The organism is Cognatiyoonia koreensis (assembly GCF_900109295.1).
GTDB classification, from domain to species: domain Bacteria; phylum Pseudomonadota; class Alphaproteobacteria; order Rhodobacterales; family Rhodobacteraceae; genus Cognatiyoonia; species Cognatiyoonia koreensis.
This window is the reverse complement of the sequence record NZ_FOIZ01000002.1, coordinates 589780-606524: the sequence shown is the minus strand read 5'-3', so window position 1 is coordinate 606524 and position 16745 is coordinate 589780. Positions and strand designations below refer to the sequence as shown.

Annotated in this window: 16 protein-coding genes; 8 read left to right on the top strand and 8 right to left on the bottom strand. The window is 54.3% G+C overall.

Annotation, left to right across the window (positions count from 1 at the left end; translation table 11 throughout):
• Positions 1 to 9 precede the first annotated feature (9 nt).
• The 3 genes from dnaJ to BMY44_RS14610 all read right to left on the bottom strand — a co-directional run bounded on the left by dnaJ (position 10) and on the right by BMY44_RS14610 (position 4278).
• Positions 10 to 1158 (bottom strand): molecular chaperone DnaJ, encoded by a 1149-nt coding sequence (gene dnaJ / locus BMY44_RS14620; RefSeq protein ID WP_089996382.1) that lies wholly within the window; start codon positions 1156 to 1158, stop codon positions 10 to 12.
• 76 nt (positions 1159 to 1234) lie between these two features.
• Positions 1235 to 3151, bottom strand: coding sequence for a molecular chaperone DnaK (gene dnaK / locus BMY44_RS14615; RefSeq protein ID WP_089997188.1), 1917 nt, complete (start codon positions 3149 to 3151; stop codon positions 1235 to 1237).
• Between the two features lie 305 nt (positions 3152 to 3456).
• Positions 3457 to 4278, bottom strand: coding sequence for an ABC transporter permease (locus tag BMY44_RS14610; protein ID WP_089996380.1), 822 nt, complete (start codon positions 4276 to 4278; stop codon positions 3457 to 3459).
• Between the two features lie 137 nt (positions 4279 to 4415).
• On the opposite strand from BMY44_RS14610, the gene cysQ reads away from it, so the two are divergent.
• From cysQ to BMY44_RS14570, 8 genes are all read left to right on the top strand, one after another.
• Positions 4416 to 5225, top strand: a complete 810-nt coding sequence (cysQ, locus tag BMY44_RS14605; RefSeq protein WP_089996377.1) for a 3'(2'),5'-bisphosphate nucleotidase CysQ — start codon at positions 4416 to 4418, stop codon at positions 5223 to 5225.
• Complete coding sequence (locus BMY44_RS14600; protein ID WP_089996373.1) at positions 5213 to 6013, top strand: 3-deoxy-manno-octulosonate cytidylyltransferase; 801 nt, start codon at positions 5213 to 5215, stop codon at positions 6011 to 6013. The genes cysQ and BMY44_RS14600 overlap by 13 nt, the downstream gene beginning before the upstream one ends.
• Positions 6010 to 7218 carry a glycosyltransferase family 2 protein gene (locus BMY44_RS14595; protein WP_089996370.1) on the top strand — a complete coding sequence of 403 codons (1209 nt, stop codon included), beginning with the start codon at positions 6010 to 6012 and terminating at the stop codon, positions 7216 to 7218. The genes BMY44_RS14600 and BMY44_RS14595 overlap by 4 nt, the downstream gene beginning before the upstream one ends.
• A gap of 139 nt (positions 7219 to 7357) precedes the next feature.
• Complete coding sequence (galU, locus tag BMY44_RS14590) at positions 7358 to 8251, top strand: UTP--glucose-1-phosphate uridylyltransferase GalU (RefSeq protein WP_089996368.1); 894 nt, start codon at positions 7358 to 7360, stop codon at positions 8249 to 8251.
• Between the two features lie 17 nt (positions 8252 to 8268).
• Complete coding sequence (locus tag BMY44_RS14585; RefSeq protein ID WP_089996366.1) at positions 8269 to 9453, top strand: glycosyltransferase family 4 protein; 1185 nt, start codon at positions 8269 to 8271, stop codon at positions 9451 to 9453.
• Between the two features lie 36 nt (positions 9454 to 9489).
• Positions 9490 to 10500 carry a glycosyltransferase family 2 protein gene (locus tag BMY44_RS14580; protein ID WP_089996363.1) on the top strand — a complete coding sequence of 337 codons (1011 nt, stop codon included), beginning with the start codon at positions 9490 to 9492 and terminating at the stop codon, positions 10498 to 10500.
• Positions 10497 to 12194 (top strand): DUF5927 domain-containing protein, encoded by a 1698-nt coding sequence (locus BMY44_RS14575; protein WP_089996361.1) that lies wholly within the window; start codon positions 10497 to 10499, stop codon positions 12192 to 12194. The genes BMY44_RS14580 and BMY44_RS14575 overlap by 4 nt, the downstream gene beginning before the upstream one ends.
• On the top strand, positions 12195 to 13613 hold the full coding sequence (locus tag BMY44_RS14570; RefSeq protein ID WP_089996358.1) for a sulfotransferase family 2 domain-containing protein: 1419 nt from the start codon (positions 12195 to 12197) through the stop codon (positions 13611 to 13613).
• Here BMY44_RS14570 and BMY44_RS14565 read toward each other — a convergent pair.
• From BMY44_RS14565 to lptC, 5 genes are all read right to left on the bottom strand, one after another.
• Positions 13610 to 14074, bottom strand: a complete 465-nt coding sequence (locus tag BMY44_RS14565; RefSeq protein WP_089996355.1) for a PTS sugar transporter subunit IIA — start codon at positions 14072 to 14074, stop codon at positions 13610 to 13612. The two genes, BMY44_RS14570 and BMY44_RS14565, sit on opposite strands and share 4 nt — an antisense overlap.
• Positions 14075 to 14110: 36 nt before the next feature.
• Entirely contained in the window at positions 14111 to 14680 is a 570-nt protein-coding gene (gene hpf / locus BMY44_RS14560; protein WP_089996352.1) for a ribosome hibernation-promoting factor, HPF/YfiA family, read from the bottom strand.
• Between the two features lie 215 nt (positions 14681 to 14895).
• Positions 14896 to 15648: an LPS export ABC transporter ATP-binding protein gene (lptB, locus tag BMY44_RS14555; RefSeq protein WP_089996350.1), complete on the bottom strand. Its 753-nt coding sequence runs from the start codon at positions 15646 to 15648 to the stop codon at positions 14896 to 14898.
• Complete coding sequence (gene lptA / locus BMY44_RS14550; RefSeq protein ID WP_089996347.1) at positions 15648 to 16127, bottom strand: lipopolysaccharide transport periplasmic protein LptA; 480 nt, start codon at positions 16125 to 16127, stop codon at positions 15648 to 15650. The genes lptB and lptA overlap by 1 nt, the downstream gene beginning before the upstream one ends.
• A 3-nt stretch (positions 16128 to 16130) precedes the next feature.
• Complete coding sequence (gene lptC / locus BMY44_RS14545) at positions 16131 to 16742, bottom strand: LPS export ABC transporter periplasmic protein LptC (protein ID WP_110521950.1); 612 nt, start codon at positions 16740 to 16742, stop codon at positions 16131 to 16133.
• Positions 16743 to 16745 lie beyond the last annotated feature (3 nt).

Here is a 16745-nt window from a genome sequence, read left to right as displayed (position 1 = left end):
GTTAAGGAATTACCCTTTCATCGAGTCCCAGAAGCTCTTCACACTTGAAAAGAAGCTCGACCCCTGCGGGTTGTTGTCCGCCTTGATCGTGTCAAATTCCTTGAGAATTTCTTTTTGCCGCGCCGTCAAGTTCACAGGCGTCTCAACCTGCAGTTCGATGAACATGTCGCCACGTCCGCCACCACGCAGGGCAGGCATGCCCTTGCCGCGCAGGCGCATCTGGCGTCCCGTCTGTGAGCCTTCAGGGATTTTTACGCGTGATCGCCCCCCGTCGATTGTCGGCACTTCGATCTCTCCGCCCAAAGCGGCAGAGGCGATGCTGACAGGAACGCGGCAAAACAGGTTCGTCGACTCACGTTCAAAAAGCGCGTGTTCGTTAACCTCAATGAAGATATACAAATCGCCTGTTGGCCCGCCGCGCATACCGGCCTCACCCTCGCCAGCAAGGCGAATACGAGTGCCGGTCTCGACGCCGGCCGGGATATTTACCGAAAGCGATTTCTCTTTCTCAATGCGACCCGCACCGTGACAGGACTTGCACGGATCTTTTATCGTCTGGCCAAGGCCGTTACAGGTCGGGCATGTCCGCTCGACTGTGAAGAAACCTTGCTGCGCACGCACTTTACCCATGCCAGAACAGGTCGGGCAGGTCTGTGGTTCGCTGCCACCCTCGGCACCGGTCCCTTTACAGCTGCTACAGCTAACGGCCGTCGGAACATTTATGGTCTTGGACATGCCAGCATAAGCGTCTTCGAGGTTGATGCGCAGATTGTAGCGCAGATCATTGCCGCGTTGCGCACGTGAACCGGCACCGCCACGACGGCCACCCATCATATCGCCGAATAGGTCATCGAATACGTCAGAGAAAGCAGAAGCGAAATCGCCCTGACCCATGCCGCCACCGCGTGGACCACCGCCGCCGCCCATGCCACCTTCGAATGCGGCATGTCCAAAGCGGTCGTAGGCCGCTTTTTTATCGGCGTCCTTCAGCACTTCGTAGGCCTCGTTCGCTTCCTTGAACTGGGCCTCGGCTTTGGGATTGTCTGCGTTGCGGTCTGGGTGCAGCTCTTTCGCCTTTTGGCGATAGGCTTTCTTGATCTCGTCCGCGCTTGCGCCTTTCGAGACCCCGAGCGTTTCGTAGTAGTCGCGTTTTGCCATGTCGTGATTTCCCTTTGGGGAAAGTGGAAAGACCGGCCCGGTGCGGGGGCCGGTCTTCACTCTTCAGGTCGGTGCCTTAGTCGCGCTTTTCGTCGCCAAGATCTTCGAAGTCGGCATCAACGATGTCGTCTTCGTCGGCAGCGCGCGCTTGATCAGGGTTCTCGACACCGTCTTCGGCTTCCTGCGAGGCCTTGTAGATCGCTTCGCCCAGCTTCATCGCGGCTTCGGTCACATTCTGGACGCCAGACTTCAGCTTGTCGGCCGCCACATCGTCCTTCTCAAGATCGTCCTTGAGTGCGGCGATGGCCAGTTCGATGGCTTCAACGGTTGATGGATCAACCTTCTCGCCATGCTCTTCCAGCGACTTCTCGGTCGAGTGAATGAGGCTTTCCGCCTGGTTGCGGGCGTCGACCAGTTCACGGCGTTCTTTATCGGCTTCCGCGTTCTCTTCTGCGTCCTTGACCATCTTTTCGATGTCTTCATCAGACAGACCACCAGAGGCCTGAATGGTGATGGACTGCTCTTTGCCAGTGCCCTTGTCTTTGGCTGCGACCGATACGATGCCGTTGGCGTCGATGTCGAATGTCACTTCAATCTGTGGCATGCCGCGTGGTGCAGGAGGAATGTCCTCGAGATTGAATTGACCGAGCATCTTGTTGTCGGCAGCCATCTCACGCTCACCTTGGAATACGCGCAATGTCACGGCATTCTGGTTGTCCTCAGCGGTTGAGAATGTCTGCGATTTCTTTGTCGGGATCGTCGTGTTCCGGTCGATCAGACGAGTGAAGACACCGCCCAGCGTTTCAATACCCAACGACAATGGTGTGACGTCCAGCAGAACAACGTCTTTGACGTCGCCCTGCAGAACACCGGCCTGAATGGCGGCACCCATGGCAACGACCTCATCAGGGTTCACGCCCTGGTGCGGCTTCTTGCCAAAGAATTTTTCAACTTCTTCCTGCACGCGGGGCATACGTGTCATACCCCCGACAAGGACGACTTCGTCGATGTCGGATGCTGAAAGACCGGCGTCCTTCAATGCGGCTTGGCAAGGTTTCATCGACGATTTGATCAGATCGGAAACAAGGCTTTCCAGCTTTGCGCGTGTCAGTTTCATCACCATGTGCAATGGCGCGCCGTTAGAACCCATCGAGATAAACGGTTGGTTGATTTCAGTAGACGAAGAGGAAGACAGTTCGATCTTTGCCTTTTCGGCAGCTTCCTTCAGACGCTGCAGCGCCATCTTGTCCTTGGTCAGATCGACGGAGTGCTCTTTCTTAAACTCGTCAGCGAGGTAATTGACGATCCGCATGTCGAAGTCTTCACCACCAAGGAACGTGTCACCGTTGGTTGATTTCACTTCAAACAGGCCGTCATCGATTTCGAGGATGGTGACATCGAAAGTACCACCACCAAGGTCGTAGACTGCGATGGTTTTTGTTTCGGTCTTGTCCAAACCATAGGCAAGTGCGGCTGCTGTTGGTTCGTTGATGATGCGCAGCACTTCGAGACCGGCGATCTTGCCGGCATCCTTCGTCGCCTGACGCTGGGCGTCGTTGAAGTAAGCAGGCACGGTAATGACAGCCTGCGTTACGTCTTCGCCAAGATATGACTCGGCTGTTTCTTTCATCTTGCCAAGAATGAATGCAGAAATCTGCGAAGGGGAGTACTTCTCACCCTTGGATTCAACCCATGCATCACCATTGCCGCCATCGACGACCTGGAACGGCATGTTCTTCTTGTCTTTCGCAAGATGCTTGTCGTCGAACCGGCGGCCGATCAGACGCTTCACAGCAAAGATTGTGTTTTCTGGATTGGTGACGGCCTGACGCTTGGCCGGCTGGCCAACGAGGCGTTCGTCGTCTGTGAAAGCAACGATAGACGGTGTCGTCCGCGCGCCTTCTGCATTTTCAATTACCCGCGGTTTAGAACCATCCATGATGGCAACGCAGGAGTTTGTCGTACCAAGGTCGATACCGATGACTTTAGCCATTTTCAAATCCCTCATGATTTAAGCGGTTTGAGCGACGCGAACCCGTTTCGGCACCCGCGCCAGTTCTGTAGTTGAGCCGGTTGGCCCGTGATCGAACGGTATATAGGTGCGGGTCTTGAGGGCTGCAAGCGGTTGAAGTCGTGGAAATGACTCAAAAACCACGGTTATGTTGCGCCGATATCCCCCACCGAACTGATCTTTTCCCGGATCGGTCCTTTGCGACACCCGAAGGCAGGCCCTGACCGCGCAAACTTTTTGAAAGGCGGTCAGAGTTTTCCGTATGTCGTATGCTGTAAATGTTCGATCTAGCGTCCTGCGTTCCAGGAAATCGATGCGTTTCTGCGGGTGTAGAATTCGCCCATCATTCCGATCATCAATAGTCCCAGTCCAATGTAGACAGGATAAATGGCTGAACTAAAGTGGGGGTTGTAATGTAGGAATATGTAACCGCGCGCTTGATCGATCGTATGAAACAACGGATTCCAGTCAAAAAGTGCCAGCATGGAGCTTGGCAAGGAATTGGCAACGAACATCTTGCCCGATGCGACCATATTCACCCGCGCATAAACGTTGGTTGCCACCGTGACGACATCAGGTGCCCAAGGCTTGATCGCCAGAAAGATCATTCCGACGCCACACCCTGAAAACCATGCTGCCAACAACATGCCCATCGCGCCGAACGGATCGTCGATGACGACGGGTGTAACGAGGACATGATAAATGAATAGAACCGTCAGCAAGGACAAGAGCTGGAGATAGAGCGACGAAAGTGCTGCTGCCGTGATAGCGATAAATGTCGTCATCGGGGCATGCTGCATCATAGGTGACGCTGGCCCTTCAGATCGCACGACAGCGGCCATCGCTTTGGTATGGGTCATGAACAGAAAGATGCCGGACATGATATAAAGAAGGAAATCACCCCGGATCGCGCTTCCCCGCATGCCAAGGATCGAAAACATCGCATAAAACGCCAGTACGAAGACAATCGTCTGCATCATGTTCATCAATAGCCCGACAAAGGCGTTGCGATGGGTCTTGCGCACATCCCGCACGGTGCTGTGATAAATCAGCTCCAGCATGGCAAAGGCCCCGCGGGCCCGGCTTTGGCGCATATTGGCTTCGAACATCTTTTCCTGCCTGACCAGAGACTGGCCAACTATTTCACGAAACTATTGCCGTTCGCTTTACGGGCAAGCATAAGAACGTCGCTGCGCCTTTTCAACGGAATGCGCAAGGGTTGCTTGAACATCGAAAAGGATGTGACATGGATTTTCAGAAACTCACGGACATCATGCGTCGCCTCGCTCTGCAGGCCGGTGACAAGATCATGGAAATCTACGACGGTCCTGACTTTGAAGTGCAGCTAAAGAGCGATGACAGCCCCGTGACGATCGCTGATCAGGCTGCGGATGATATCATCAGCGCCGGTCTGCGCGCAGCATTTCCCGATGTCGCGCTTGTCACGGAAGAACAGGCAGACTCACACGGTGAAACGGCCAAGACTTTCCTGATCGTCGATCCACTTGATGGCACGAAGGAATTCATCAAGCGCCGCGGTGATTTCACAGTCAATATCGCCTATGTCGTCGATGGCGAACCCGTGCGCGGTATCGTGTATGCGCCTGCCAAGGGCCGTCTCTTCTACACCGATGCGGATGGGCAGTCCGTTGAAGAAACGGGGCCGTTTGCAGCCAATGAAACGGGCATGAAATCACCAATTGCAGTGTCTGAACCAGACAATAGCGCACTTTTGGTTGTCGCATCCAAATCGCACCGCGACGCTGCGACTGATAACTACATCGCGCGATATAAAGTGGCGTATATGAAATCGGCCGGTTCCTCGCTAAAATTCTGTTTAGTCGCCACTGGTGAGGCGGATCTCTACCCGCGTGTAGGGCGCACGATGGAATGGGACACGGCTGCAGGTCATGCTGTTCTCAAAGGTGCCGGAGGGGCGGTGGTGCGGTTCGATGACCATACACCCCTGACCTACGGCAAGAACATCTTTGAAAACCCGTTTTTTATCGCTTACGCCCCCGGCGTCGAATTGAAGTTTCCCAGATGTCAGTCCTGATCGTTATACCGGCGCGGTATGCCTCCACGCGTTACCCTGGCAAGCCGCTTGTTGAATTGACCGGGGCAACGGGGAAGAAACAAAGTCTGATCAAGCGGTCATGGAACGCCTCCATGGCTGTTTCCGGTGCGGACAAGGTCGTTGTTGCAACTGACGATCCGCGGATCAAGGATCACGCAGAAAGCTTTGGGGCAGAGGTCGTAATGACGTCCGAAACCTGCAAGAACGGAACTGAACGGTGCGCGGAAGCTTTCGATGTGCTGGGCGGCACTTTTGATGTCGTCGTGAACTTGCAGGGCGATGCGCCACTGACACCGGCGTGGTTTATCGAAGATCTCGTAGCGGGACTGCTGGCAAATCCAGTTGCCGAGGTTGCGACGCCAGTGCTGAAGACCGAAGGCCGCGCGCTGCGTGGTTTTCTGGAAGATCGCAAAGCAGGTCGCGTCGGCGGTACAACGGCTGTCTTTGGTGCCAATCACAACGCACTCTACTTCTCCAAAGAGGTCATTCCCTACACCGGCAAAGACTACGCCGATGATGCGGATACGCCCGTTTTCCACCATGTCGGAGTTTACGCCTATCGCCCGTCCGCCTTGGGCGCATATCCGCGTTGGCCAATCGGCCCGCTAGAGCAATTAGAGGGTCTGGAACAGTTACGGTTTCTCGAGCAAGGTGCGCATGTGCTGTGCGTCGAGGTGGCTGCACGCGGTCGTCAGTTCTGGGAATTAAACAACCCCGAAGACGTCGCACGCATCGAAACGATGCTGGCCGAGATGGACGTGGCGTGACCAACCCGACGGTCAGCGTGATCGTCGTGAGCCGGAACCGGCCGAAAATGCTCTCTCGGTGCCTGTCAGGCATTGCGCAACTGGACTATGGAAACTTCGAAGTCGTTGTCGTCGCAGATCTTGCGGGCTGTGCGGTCGTGCCAGACGGGATGCTGGCCGTGCCATTTGACCAACCAAACATATCGGCAGCCCGCAACCTGGGCATTTCCAATGCGGCGGGCGATATCATTGCATTTATCGACGACGACGCTGTGCCTGAACCGACATGGTTGAAATACCTCGTTCAGCCCTTTTCAGATCCCGAAGTTGCGGCAAGCGGAGGCTTTGTCATTGGCAGAAACGGCATTTCGTTTCAGTGGAAAGCACGAATGGCTTTTCCTGACGGATCAGCTGTTACGATGGCTGTTTCGGAAAACGAATCCACTGTGCTGCAAGGCGAACCGGGGCGTGCCATCAAGACGGAAGGAACGAACATGGCATTTCGCGCGCGAGTGCTGCGCGATATGAATGGCTTTGATACTGCCTTCGCCTTCTTTCTGGACGAAACCGACCTGAACATGCGTTTGGCCGCGATGGGGGGTAGAACTGCAATTACGCCATTCGCACTGGTCCATCATGGCTTTGCGGAAAGCCCCCGTCGCACTGCCGGACGCGTCCCGCGAGACCTGACAGCCATCGGTAAGTCTCTCCGTGCGTTTGTTCAAAAACATAATGCAACGCTAAATCCGCTGACGGCGCGACAGTCAGAACGCGACTCGCAGCGCAGGCGGTTAATCCAACATATGTGTGCTGGCACATTGATGCCCGGCGATGTTGGTCGCATCCTGCACAGTTTCGACAGGGGTTGGAATCAGGAACCGGTGGAAATGGTGCAATCTGTTGAACCCTGCGAGAGACCTTTCATGCGCTTTACAAGTCACTTCTCCTCAGCGCCGACAGTCGTTATCGCGGGACGGTTCTGGCAAAAGTCAAAGCTATTCGCCGAAGCCGAAGCACGGATCGCGGAAGGTCGGCGAGTTTTCGTCATAATGCTATCGTTCACCACGCGGTTTCACGCCGTTCACTTCGATTCACGTGGATTCTGGGTGCAACAGGGCGGACAGTTCGGCAAGTCGGATCGCAGTGGGCGGCTAATTCAATTCTGGCGTGCGAAAAGACGCATTGATGCTGAAAGATTGCGTGTCTCGACCGTAAGGAACATCTGAACGCCACGACATCGCCATTTTTTTAGGCATGAATGCAGCATATGATAATAATTGACGTATTCAGTTTAGTGGTTCGCTGAAATCTGATAACGTTGAAGGCAACAAAAAGCGCTAACAGCGTGATAAGGCAGAGTTTGAGATGAAGAGAAAAGTTACCAAGGCGATCTTTCCGGTCGCAGGTCTCGGCACCCGATTTTTGCCGGCGACAAAATCGGTCCCCAAGGAGATTATGACGCTCGTTGATCGTCCATTGATCCAATACGCGATTGATGAAGCGCGGGCTGCAGGTATCAAGGATTTCATTTTTGTGACCTCGCGCGGAAAATCCGCGCTCGAGGATTATTTCGACCTTGCGCCTGATCTCGAAAACTCGCTGCGCAAGGCGGGAAAACATGAACTGCTCGCGATACTAAAGCATACGAACATGGACAGTGGCGCAATTGCCTATATCCGTCAGCACAAGGCAATGGGCCTTGGCCATGCGGTTTCATGTGCGCGCAAGCTGATCGGAAACGAACCTTTCGCCGTTATCCTGCCGGACGACGTTATCGCTGCTGAAAAGCCGTGCCTGCAGCAGATGGTCGAAGCCTACGAAGATACGGGCGGATGCATGGTCGCCGCGATGGAGGTGGCTCCGCAAAAAACGTCATCCTACGGCGTCCTTGATGTCGCGTCGGAATCGGGGCGCGTCATCACCGCAAAAGGGATGGTCGAAAAGCCAGCCGTGGGTACCGCTCCATCGAACCTTGCTGTGATCGGCCGCTATATTCTGACACCGAAGGTGCTCCAGAACATGAACAAGGTTGAACGTGGTGCCGGGAACGAAATCCAGCTAACCGACGCGATTGCCCGCGAAATTACCGAAGGCCGTGATGTGTTTGGGTATCTCTTCGAAGGCCATCGTTATGATTGCGGTTCAAAAGCAGGATATCTGCAGGCTACAGTGGCATTCGCGCTTGCACATCCCGAACTTAAGGATGAGTTTTCCGGCTATCTGCAAGAGATGGTCGCACTGCGCAACGCAGCCCAATAAGCGGGTAAGTGGGTGAAATGGCCCCAACCGCACGGCTACTTGATATTACGCGCCTGTCCAGTCGGATCGGGCGCGTTTTTACAGGTGTTGATCGGGTCGAACTTGCCTATCTGAAGGCCATCCACGCTGACGAGGTTCCCGATTTCGCGATTGCGCGGACGGCGTTGGGCTATGTGCTGCTGAACCATGAGGGAATCGCCGCTGCGCTGTCTCTGATTGGCGCGAAAAAATTGCCGCGACCTGATTTCATCTCTCGGATCAACCGGCGGCTGAGTCATTCCGCCAAGATCGGACAGACTATTTTACGGCGGAACGCGATGAAACGGTGTGCCCGTCGCAAGCTCTCCGCGATGTTGTCAGACAGTCTGCCTGCTGGTTTTGCTTACCTGAACGTGGGGCATAGCAATCTGACAGAAGGCATGCTGTCCGCAATCAAAGAACAAGCAGACGCGCGGGTTACAGTACTACTCCACGATGCCATTCCACTAGCGTTCCCTGAATTTCAACGCCTTGGCACGGTCGAAACCTTTGCCGGAAAGATCAGACGCGTGTCGCGCTACGCCGATCAGGTAATTTGTGTCTCTCAAGCGGGGCAAGCAGATATCCGGCCGCACTTGAAAATCGCTGGGCGCGTGCCGCCGATGACGTACGCACACATCGGAATTGATATGCCGGAAAAAACATCGCTACCGCGCGATATTCCTTTGGATAGACCCTATTTCGTGACAGTGGGCACCATCGAACCTCGTAAGAACCACGCTCTACTCCTCGATCTTTGGGAGCAACTCGACGCGCCTGCTCCGCGCCTGTTCGTGTGCGGTCCGCGTGGATGGAATAACGCGGATGTCTTTCGGAGGCTGGACAACGGCGTTGCGGATGTCACTGAGTTCGCCGGCCTGTCCGACGGTGCACTTGCCTCGCTTGTAGCAGGGGCGCGCGCGCTTCTTTTTCCAACACGTGCAGAAGGGTTCGGCCTGCCACCGGCAGAAGCATTGTCGCTCGGTACTCCGGTACTCTGCTCTGATTTGCCGGTTTTGAAAGAAATACTCGACCAGAAGGCCGTTTACCTTGATCCGACGGATGTTTATCAGTGGAAAAAAGAGGTGTTGAGGCTGGCAAGCGTTGACGGGTCACCGGAAGAAATAGATTTCGCTCCACCGACTTGGGACGCGCATTTCAAGATTGTGTTTACCATGACATGATAGCTGCGACCTGACGCGGCGTAGGAAAGGGGCATTTTGAAGTTCATCCGGTCATATGGGCTTAGGCTTCAGCGTAAGCGATGGCGCATCCGTGCGTTTCGCAAACGTCGCCAGTTGTCGGCTGTCGTGGACCGAACGGCCCAGATCAAACCAAACGATATTCTTGTCTTTTCGACCTTACGCAATGAAGATTTGCGGCTCCCGTTCTTCCTTGAATACTATCGTAGCCTCGGGGTAAACCACTTTGTCCTTGTCGATAACGAAAGTACGGATGACGGCCCTGCCTTCCTCAAAGATCAGCCTGATGTGACGCTGTTCAAGGCGAAAGGCAGTTATAAGCGGGCGCGTTTTGGTGTCGATTGGATGAATTGGCTGCAACGCAAATATGCGCACGGGCATTGGTGCCTGACGGTCGATCCGGATGAACTGCTGGTTTATCCGTTTTGTGATACCCGTCCGTTACGTGCGTTGACAGACTGGCTGGATGCGTCGTCCATCAAATCGTTCGGGGCGATGCTGCTGGATATGTATCCCAAGGGCCCTGTCGATAATACGCCGTACCGTCGCGGTGCTGACCCACTTGAAATCACGGAATGGTTCGACAGTGGAAATTACCTGATTGAACGCAACAAACGCTTTGGAAATCTCTGGATTCAGGGCGGGCCGCGCGCGCGAACATTCTTTCAGGACAGACCTGAACGGGCACCGGCCTTGAACAAGATTCCGCTCGTGAAATGGGAACGGCATTATACCTACGTCAGCTCGACCCACATGCTCTTGCCGCGGGGGCTGAACCTTGTCTATGACGAATGGGGTGGGGAAAAGGCATCCGGCGTGTTGTTGCACACGAAATTTCTCAATACCTTTACAGACAAGGCACGCGAAGAGCTCGAACGCAGGCAACACTACGCAAATAGCCACGAATACAGGGCATATGCTGCAGGAGTGGAAGCAAATCCTGACCTGTGGTGCAAATGGTCGGAAAAATATATCAACTGGCGCCAGCTTGAAATACTCGGGATCATGTCGAAAGGGAATTGGGCATGACGGTTGGGATTGTCATGCTTGTCCATACAGCTTTTGAGCGCGCCGAACAGGTTGTACGTCACTGGATAAAAGGTGGCTGTCCAGTCGTCATTCACGTGGACAAGACCGTGCGAAAACCCGACTACGATGCGTTTGTCCAAGCGCTTTCGGATCTCAAAGATGTTCGGTTCTCCAAACGCCACCCATGCGAGTGGGGCACGTGGGGTATCGTTGCAGGCACACTCTCCGCATCCGAGGTGATGCTGCAGGAATTTCCGAACGTAACGCACATCTATCTTGCGTCCGGTTCCTGCATGCCGTTGCGACCGGTGAAGGAGTTGCGTCGCTATCTTGATAGTCGGCCGCGTACGGATTTCATCGAAAGCGCAACAACTGCAGATGTGCCGTGGACGGTGGGTGGGCTCGATCGGGAACGATTTACATTACGTTTTCCTTTCTCATGGAAAAGGCAGCGTTTTCTGTTCGACCGCTATGTTGCTTTGCAGCGATTGTTACGTTTCAAACGGCACATTCCAGACGAGCTGGTTCCGCATATGGGCTCGCAATGGTGGTGCCTGACGCGCCAGACGCTCAGTGCGCTGCTCCAGGATCCTGCGCGGGACCAATACGACAAGTTTTTTAGGCGGGTCTGGATACCCGACGAAAGCTATTTCCAGACGCTTGTCAGACTCTATTCCGGCAACATTGAAAGCCGCTCACTAACGCTGTCGAAATTCGATTTTCAAGGTAAACCTCATATCTTCTACGACGACCATCTGCAGCTATTGCGCCGATCCGACTGCTTTGTTGCGCGCAAGATTTGGCCACATGCCAACCGGCTGTACGAGACATTTCTGAACGACGACGCGACCGTAATGAAGGGTGCGGAACCTAACCCGGGTAAGATTGACCGGATTTTCGCCAAAGCCGTGGATCGGCGTACGCGTGGCCGACCGGGGCTCTACATGCAAAGCCGGTGGCCGAACCGCGATTGGGAAAACGGGATCACCTGCCAGCCCTATTCTGTGTTTCAGGGATTTGCAGAACTATTTGAGGATTTTGAAAGCTGGCTTGCCAAAAACACGGGCGCGCGGGTACATGGTCACCTTTATGCAGCAGATGGGGCTGAATTTGATGGCCGGCAAAGCCATTTCAGTGGCGCACTGTCGGCTTCGGCAAAGCTGCGAGATTACAACACGCAGATGTTTCTGACCAACCTGATCTGGAACACGCGGGGTGAGCGTCAGTGCTTTCAGTTCGGTCCCAAAGACACGCAAGACATCAGTTGGATGATCGCGAAAGATCCGAATGCCCATGTTTCCGTCGTATCAGGCGCGTGGGCTGTCGAGCTGTTTCAGTCCAACAAGAATTTTGCCGACCTGCGGGTCGCTGCGGCAAGACTTCAGAAGATCGAAAACGAGCATATTACTGCCCTACGCTCGCCCTACGTAAAGGCGCGCGTTAAGATCTGGACGATGGCGGAGTTTATTGAAACGCCGATGGAAGCCCTGCAAAGCATCGTTGACGAAATGACAGGAACGGCGATGCGTCGCCTGACCGAAGCCCCAAAAATGCATGACCTGACGGGTTTTGGGCAGTTCCTTCAGAACCTCAAGAACCAGGGTATGCATCCCTACCTTATGGGTGATTTCCCGGTTGAACCTGCGCCGCTAAACCAGGCTCCGAAACCGCGCAAGCCGTACTTGGTGCGCTAGATGCAGGGCCGTTTCGATTACTTCGTCGTGTTTGCAGAAATGCGCACAGGGTCGAACTTTCTCGAAACCAATATCAACATGTTTGATGGGCTTTCGTGCTACGGAGAGGCGTTCAATCCTGCTTTCATCGGTTATCCGGAAAAATCCGATATTCTTGGCGTGACTCAAGAAGAGCGGGAAGCGAATCCCAAAGCGCTTCTGAATGTCATACGGTTCGACGAGGGGTTGTCAGGCTTCCGCTTTTTTAATGACCACGACCCGCGCGTTCTAGACCTGATTCTTGATGATCCACGCTGCGCTAAGATCATTCTGACCCGCAATCCGATTGAAAGCTATGTCAGTTGGAAAATTGCGCAGGCTACGGGTCAGTGGAAACTGACAAACGCGACCCACGCAAAATCAGTACGGGTGAAGGTCGATATTACAGAATTCGAACAGCATCTCGAAGCGATACAGTCCTTTCAGGTCACACTGCTGAGCCGTTTGCAGAAATCGGGACAGACAGCATTCTACGTCGCTTACGAAGACTTGCAGGACGTTGAAGTCATGAACGGACTTGCGGCTTTCCTTGGAAGCGATGCGCGGATCAAACATCTGAACAAGAAGCTGAAGAAACAGAACCCTGCGCCGATGTCGCTCAAAGTGGAAAACTTTACAGAATTAAGCGAGGCGCTCGTGAGAATGGACCGGTTCAATCTGAACCGCACGCCTAATCTTGAACCGCGGCGTGGGCCAATGATCCCGACATATGTCGCCGCAGCAGATAGCCCGATTTTGTTTATGCCATTGCGATCCGGCCCAGACCGCACCATCCGCAAATGGATGGCGCAGCTGGATGGAAAGGGCGGGTCCGATCTGCTGGTGAATTTCAGCCAGAAAACCTTGCGGGATTGGAAGCGATCCAAACCCGGACACGTTTCGTTCACGGTGCTACGACACCCGCTGGCCCGTGCACATGCTGTCTTCCGCGAACGAATCCTACCCGTGGGTGGCGAAAATTATGCAGAAATTCGCGCGACGCTGCGCAAGATGCATCAAGTGCCGCTGCCGGATGATCCTTCACATGTCAGCTTTGACGAAAAAGCCTACCGCGCTGCATTCCTTGGATTCCTGAAGTTTCTCAAAAATAATCTGTCGGGCCAGACCAGCACGCGTGTTGATCCGACGTGGGCAACGCAGCTGATGCTTTTGCAAGGTATGTCGCAGTTTGCTATGCCGGACCATATTTTTCGCGAAATGACGCTGGACCGTGACCTGCGTATCCTTGGGGCGTGTATCGGACGTGTCGACACGCCAGAAGCACCCTGGGAAGCGGACCAAAAACTTCTGTCGATCTATGATCGAGAGCTGGAGACAGCAGCTAGAGACGCCTATGCCCGAGACTATGTAAGCTTCGGGTTCAGTGACTGGGACGCTTAGGCGGCTTGGGTCGATTCAACCTCTGTCAGCAGTGTGTGCAGCGTATTTACATCTGAATTCGCCCGTAGTTTGTTGCAGGTGTCGGCATCACGCATCGTGCGCGACACAAGGGCCAGCGCCTTCAAATGATCGACACCTGCATTTTCAGGCGCAAGCAAAGCAAATATCAGGTCAACCGGCTGACGATCGACGGAATCGAAGTAAAGCGGTTTTTCAAGGCGCAGAAACAAACCTGCGACCTTTCCAACATCGGCAAGACGTGCGTGCGGCAAAGCAATGCCTTTGCCGACACCTGTCGGACCCAGACCTTCACGCTCGATCAGCGCATCAATGACCTTTGTTTGGTCAAGGCCGTAAGCAGACTCAGCCATCTCACCAAGGTCGTGAAACAAGCGCTTCTTGCTTGTGCAACCACTGATGACCTTAACCGCTGAGACGTCCAATATGTCCGACAACTGCATTTGCTTTGCTTTCTGGCATGTCCAAAGGAATCCGACTTAGGATTTCGGGTCGATCCAGCCGATATTTCCGTCATCGCGCCGATACACGACGTTAACTCTGTTGTGTTTCTCGTTGCGGAACACGACCACTGGTGCGTGAGAAAGTTCCATCTGCATGACCGCTTCGCCTACCGAAATCGAAGGAATCTTTGATTCCATTTCTGCAATAATGACTGGCGCGTCTTCTGTTTGCTCGGCCTCGTCCGATTCTTCTCTTGCGGCGAGGATATAGGAGCCAGCGTCTGAAAGTTCAACAGGTTGTGAACGTTCTTTATGGTGATCCTTCAACCTGCGCTTGTAGCGGCGCAACTGTTTGTCCATTTTTTCCGTCGCAGCGTCGAAGGCAGAGTAGATTTCATGCTGCTGACCTTTTGCCTGCACGGTCAGACCTGTCGAAAGATGCACAATTGCTTCGCTGACGAATTCATGTCCTGATTTGCTAAATGTGACAGAAGCCTCGGTCGGGCGGCCGGCATACTTACCAAGGATTTCGTCCAGCTCCGTCTTCACGTGCGTCTGAAGTGCTTCGCCAATGTCGATCTGTTTGCCGCTAATTTGATACCGCATCGTTTCTCCTGTCTTCGATGGTGACACATCAATTGTCCGTCGCAACCATACTGTGCGAGGGACATTAATCTGTCGATGGGGAAAACGATAACACGCGGGATTCATAGGATTTTAAGAGGTAGGCGGGCTGAACCGCCCGTGACCCAATTGCAAATGAAACCAACGCAGTCATCCCGACTATTGAGCGCGTAAACCTATGCGGAGTCAATGGCGGTTTAGTTAACGCGGAATCCTTTGCCCAGATAAACGCGCTGCACATTCTCATCCCGGACAACCTCTTCGGTGGTTCCGCTCATCAGAACTTTGCCATCATGTAGGATATAGGCCCGGTCTACGATCTGAAGGGTTTCCTGGACATTGTGGTCGGTGATGAGGACCCCGATGCCCCGGTTCTTCAGGTCGGCGACAAGGTGCCTGATTTCACCGACTGCAATCGGGTCGACACCGGCAAATGGCTCATCCAACAGCACATACTTTGGTCCCGCAGCTAGACAACGCGCGATTTCCGCGCGCCGCCGCTCACCACCTGACAAGGCCATCGCGGGCGCGCGGCGTAGATGTTCAATTGAAAACTCGGCAAGCAGTTCTTCAAGCCGTTTCTCACGCTTGCGCCGGCTTGGTTCCGCGATTTCAAGAATGGCCTTGATGTTGTCTTCAACGGACATGCCACGGAAGATCGACATTTCCTGTGGCAGATACCCAATTCCAAGCCGTGCGCGGCGATACATCGGCAGTGTTGTCACCTCGCGCCCGTCTAGAATGACGTGTCCGCCCTCTGGCGTCACAAGGCCCGCAATGGAATAAAAGCAGGTCGTTTTACCCGAACCGTTCGGACCGAGCAACGCGACAACCTCACCCCGCCCCAACTCCAGACTGACATCACGAATAACAAGTCGTTTGCGATAGCTTTTGCGCAAATTGATGACTTTCAGCCCGACGTCGCCTTCTTGCACAACAAGATCCGGCATCAGTTGTCGCCCTGCTGAAATACGGTTCTGACCCGACCCGACATCTGCGCGTTGCCTGTGGTCAAGTTAACGGTCATCTGCTCTGCGGTAATTGCACTGGCCCCCTGGCTCAGCAACACGTCACCCGTGAGGACCAGCGTGCCTCCGGCTATGTCATAGTCCGCGCTTTGCGCCTCTGCAGCTTCAGTTGCAGTCGCGAATGTCACGCCGCCGCTTGCCTTCAGACGCGTGATTTCACCCGTTTCTGCACCGTAGACAACCTCGACCGATGCAGCGGACAGACGCAAGTCGCCTTGCCCGATCCGCACGTTACCGGTAAAGATGGCTGTTCCGGTATCCTGATCGACCGTTAGACTATCAGCGGCGACTTCGACCGGGGCGCTCGGATCGGCGGAAATCCCGCCGAGGTTAATATTGGTCTGCGCCAGAATCGGAGAAGCCAGACAAAGAATCGCAAGAACTGAAAGCACTCTGACCACGGGTTAATCCTCTGCCACCTGATCCGGGGTGTATACCAGTTTGACCCCTTCGGTAAATCGTAACTGCTGGCCAATACCGTCCCTTGTTACGGTAATGCTGACCCGACCAGCATCGACCGCCCCAAAGGGTGCGCGGATCGCAAGTGGTCCGGTCGACGTCACTTCGCCGGTATCCAGTTGCGCAGTCAGACCACCGGTTTCCATTGAATATCCAGTCGACGTTTCAAGCCGTGCCAGCCCCGAAAGACTTGCTGCCTGATTTGTGTTGTCAAGGATGCCTTCACCGGCAAGAATCGTGACCTTGCCGCCATCTGGCGCTTCGAATGTCAGCCGCGGCTCTGTAATTTTCAGCGTTTCAAGCGATCCCTGATCCGGCTTGGCTGATTTTGCCGTCAGCTCGACAATGGACCCATCAGCGGTCATGCCCGAAAACTGCGGTGCCGTGATCTGTTGTTCGCGCGCAAGCTCGTCAATCTGCGCTATGGGCAAGTCGTTGGCTGTTCCGCTCTTGCGGGCGAACATAAATAGGGTCGACAAGAGCGCAATCGCGCAGATTGGCAAAATGATCTTGCTCCAGATCACTAGTTGAGTGTGAAAGTTTTCATAGACGGCCATCGG

Bases quoted from the DNA above. Each gene is read 5' to 3' on its own strand.
- dnaJ (WP_089996382.1), bottom strand. From the start codon at position 1,158: ATGGCAAAACGCGACTACTACGAAACGCTCGGGGTCTCGAAAGGCGCA.
- dnaK (WP_089997188.1), bottom strand. From the start codon at position 3,151: ATGGCTAAAGTCATCGGTATCGACCTTGGTACGACAAACTCCTGCGTT.
- BMY44_RS14610 (WP_089996380.1), bottom strand. From the start codon at position 4,278: ATGTTCGAAGCCAATATGCGCCAAAGCCGGGCCCGCGGGGCCTTTGCC.
- cysQ (WP_089996377.1), top strand. From the start codon at position 4,416: ATGGATTTTCAGAAACTCACGGACATCATGCGTCGCCTCGCTCTGCAG.
- BMY44_RS14600 (WP_089996373.1), top strand. From the start codon at position 5,213: ATGTCAGTCCTGATCGTTATACCGGCGCGGTATGCCTCCACGCGTTAC.
- galU (WP_089996368.1), top strand. From the start codon at position 7,358: ATGAAGAGAAAAGTTACCAAGGCGATCTTTCCGGTCGCAGGTCTCGGC.
- BMY44_RS14585 (WP_089996366.1), top strand. From the start codon at position 8,269: ATGGCCCCAACCGCACGGCTACTTGATATTACGCGCCTGTCCAGTCGG.
- BMY44_RS14575 (WP_089996361.1), top strand. From the start codon at position 10,497: ATGACGGTTGGGATTGTCATGCTTGTCCATACAGCTTTTGAGCGCGCC.
- BMY44_RS14570 (WP_089996358.1), top strand. From the start codon at position 12,195: ATGCAGGGCCGTTTCGATTACTTCGTCGTGTTTGCAGAAATGCGCACA.
- BMY44_RS14565 (WP_089996355.1), bottom strand. From the start codon at position 14,074: ATGCAGTTGTCGGACATATTGGACGTCTCAGCGGTTAAGGTCATCAGT.
- hpf (WP_089996352.1), bottom strand. From the start codon at position 14,680: ATGCGGTATCAAATTAGCGGCAAACAGATCGACATTGGCGAAGCACTT.
- lptB (WP_089996350.1), bottom strand. From the start codon at position 15,648: ATGCCGGATCTTGTTGTGCAAGAAGGCGACGTCGGGCTGAAAGTCATC.
- lptC (WP_110521950.1), bottom strand. From the start codon at position 16,742: ATGGCCGTCTATGAAAACTTTCACACTCAACTAGTGATCTGGAGCAAG.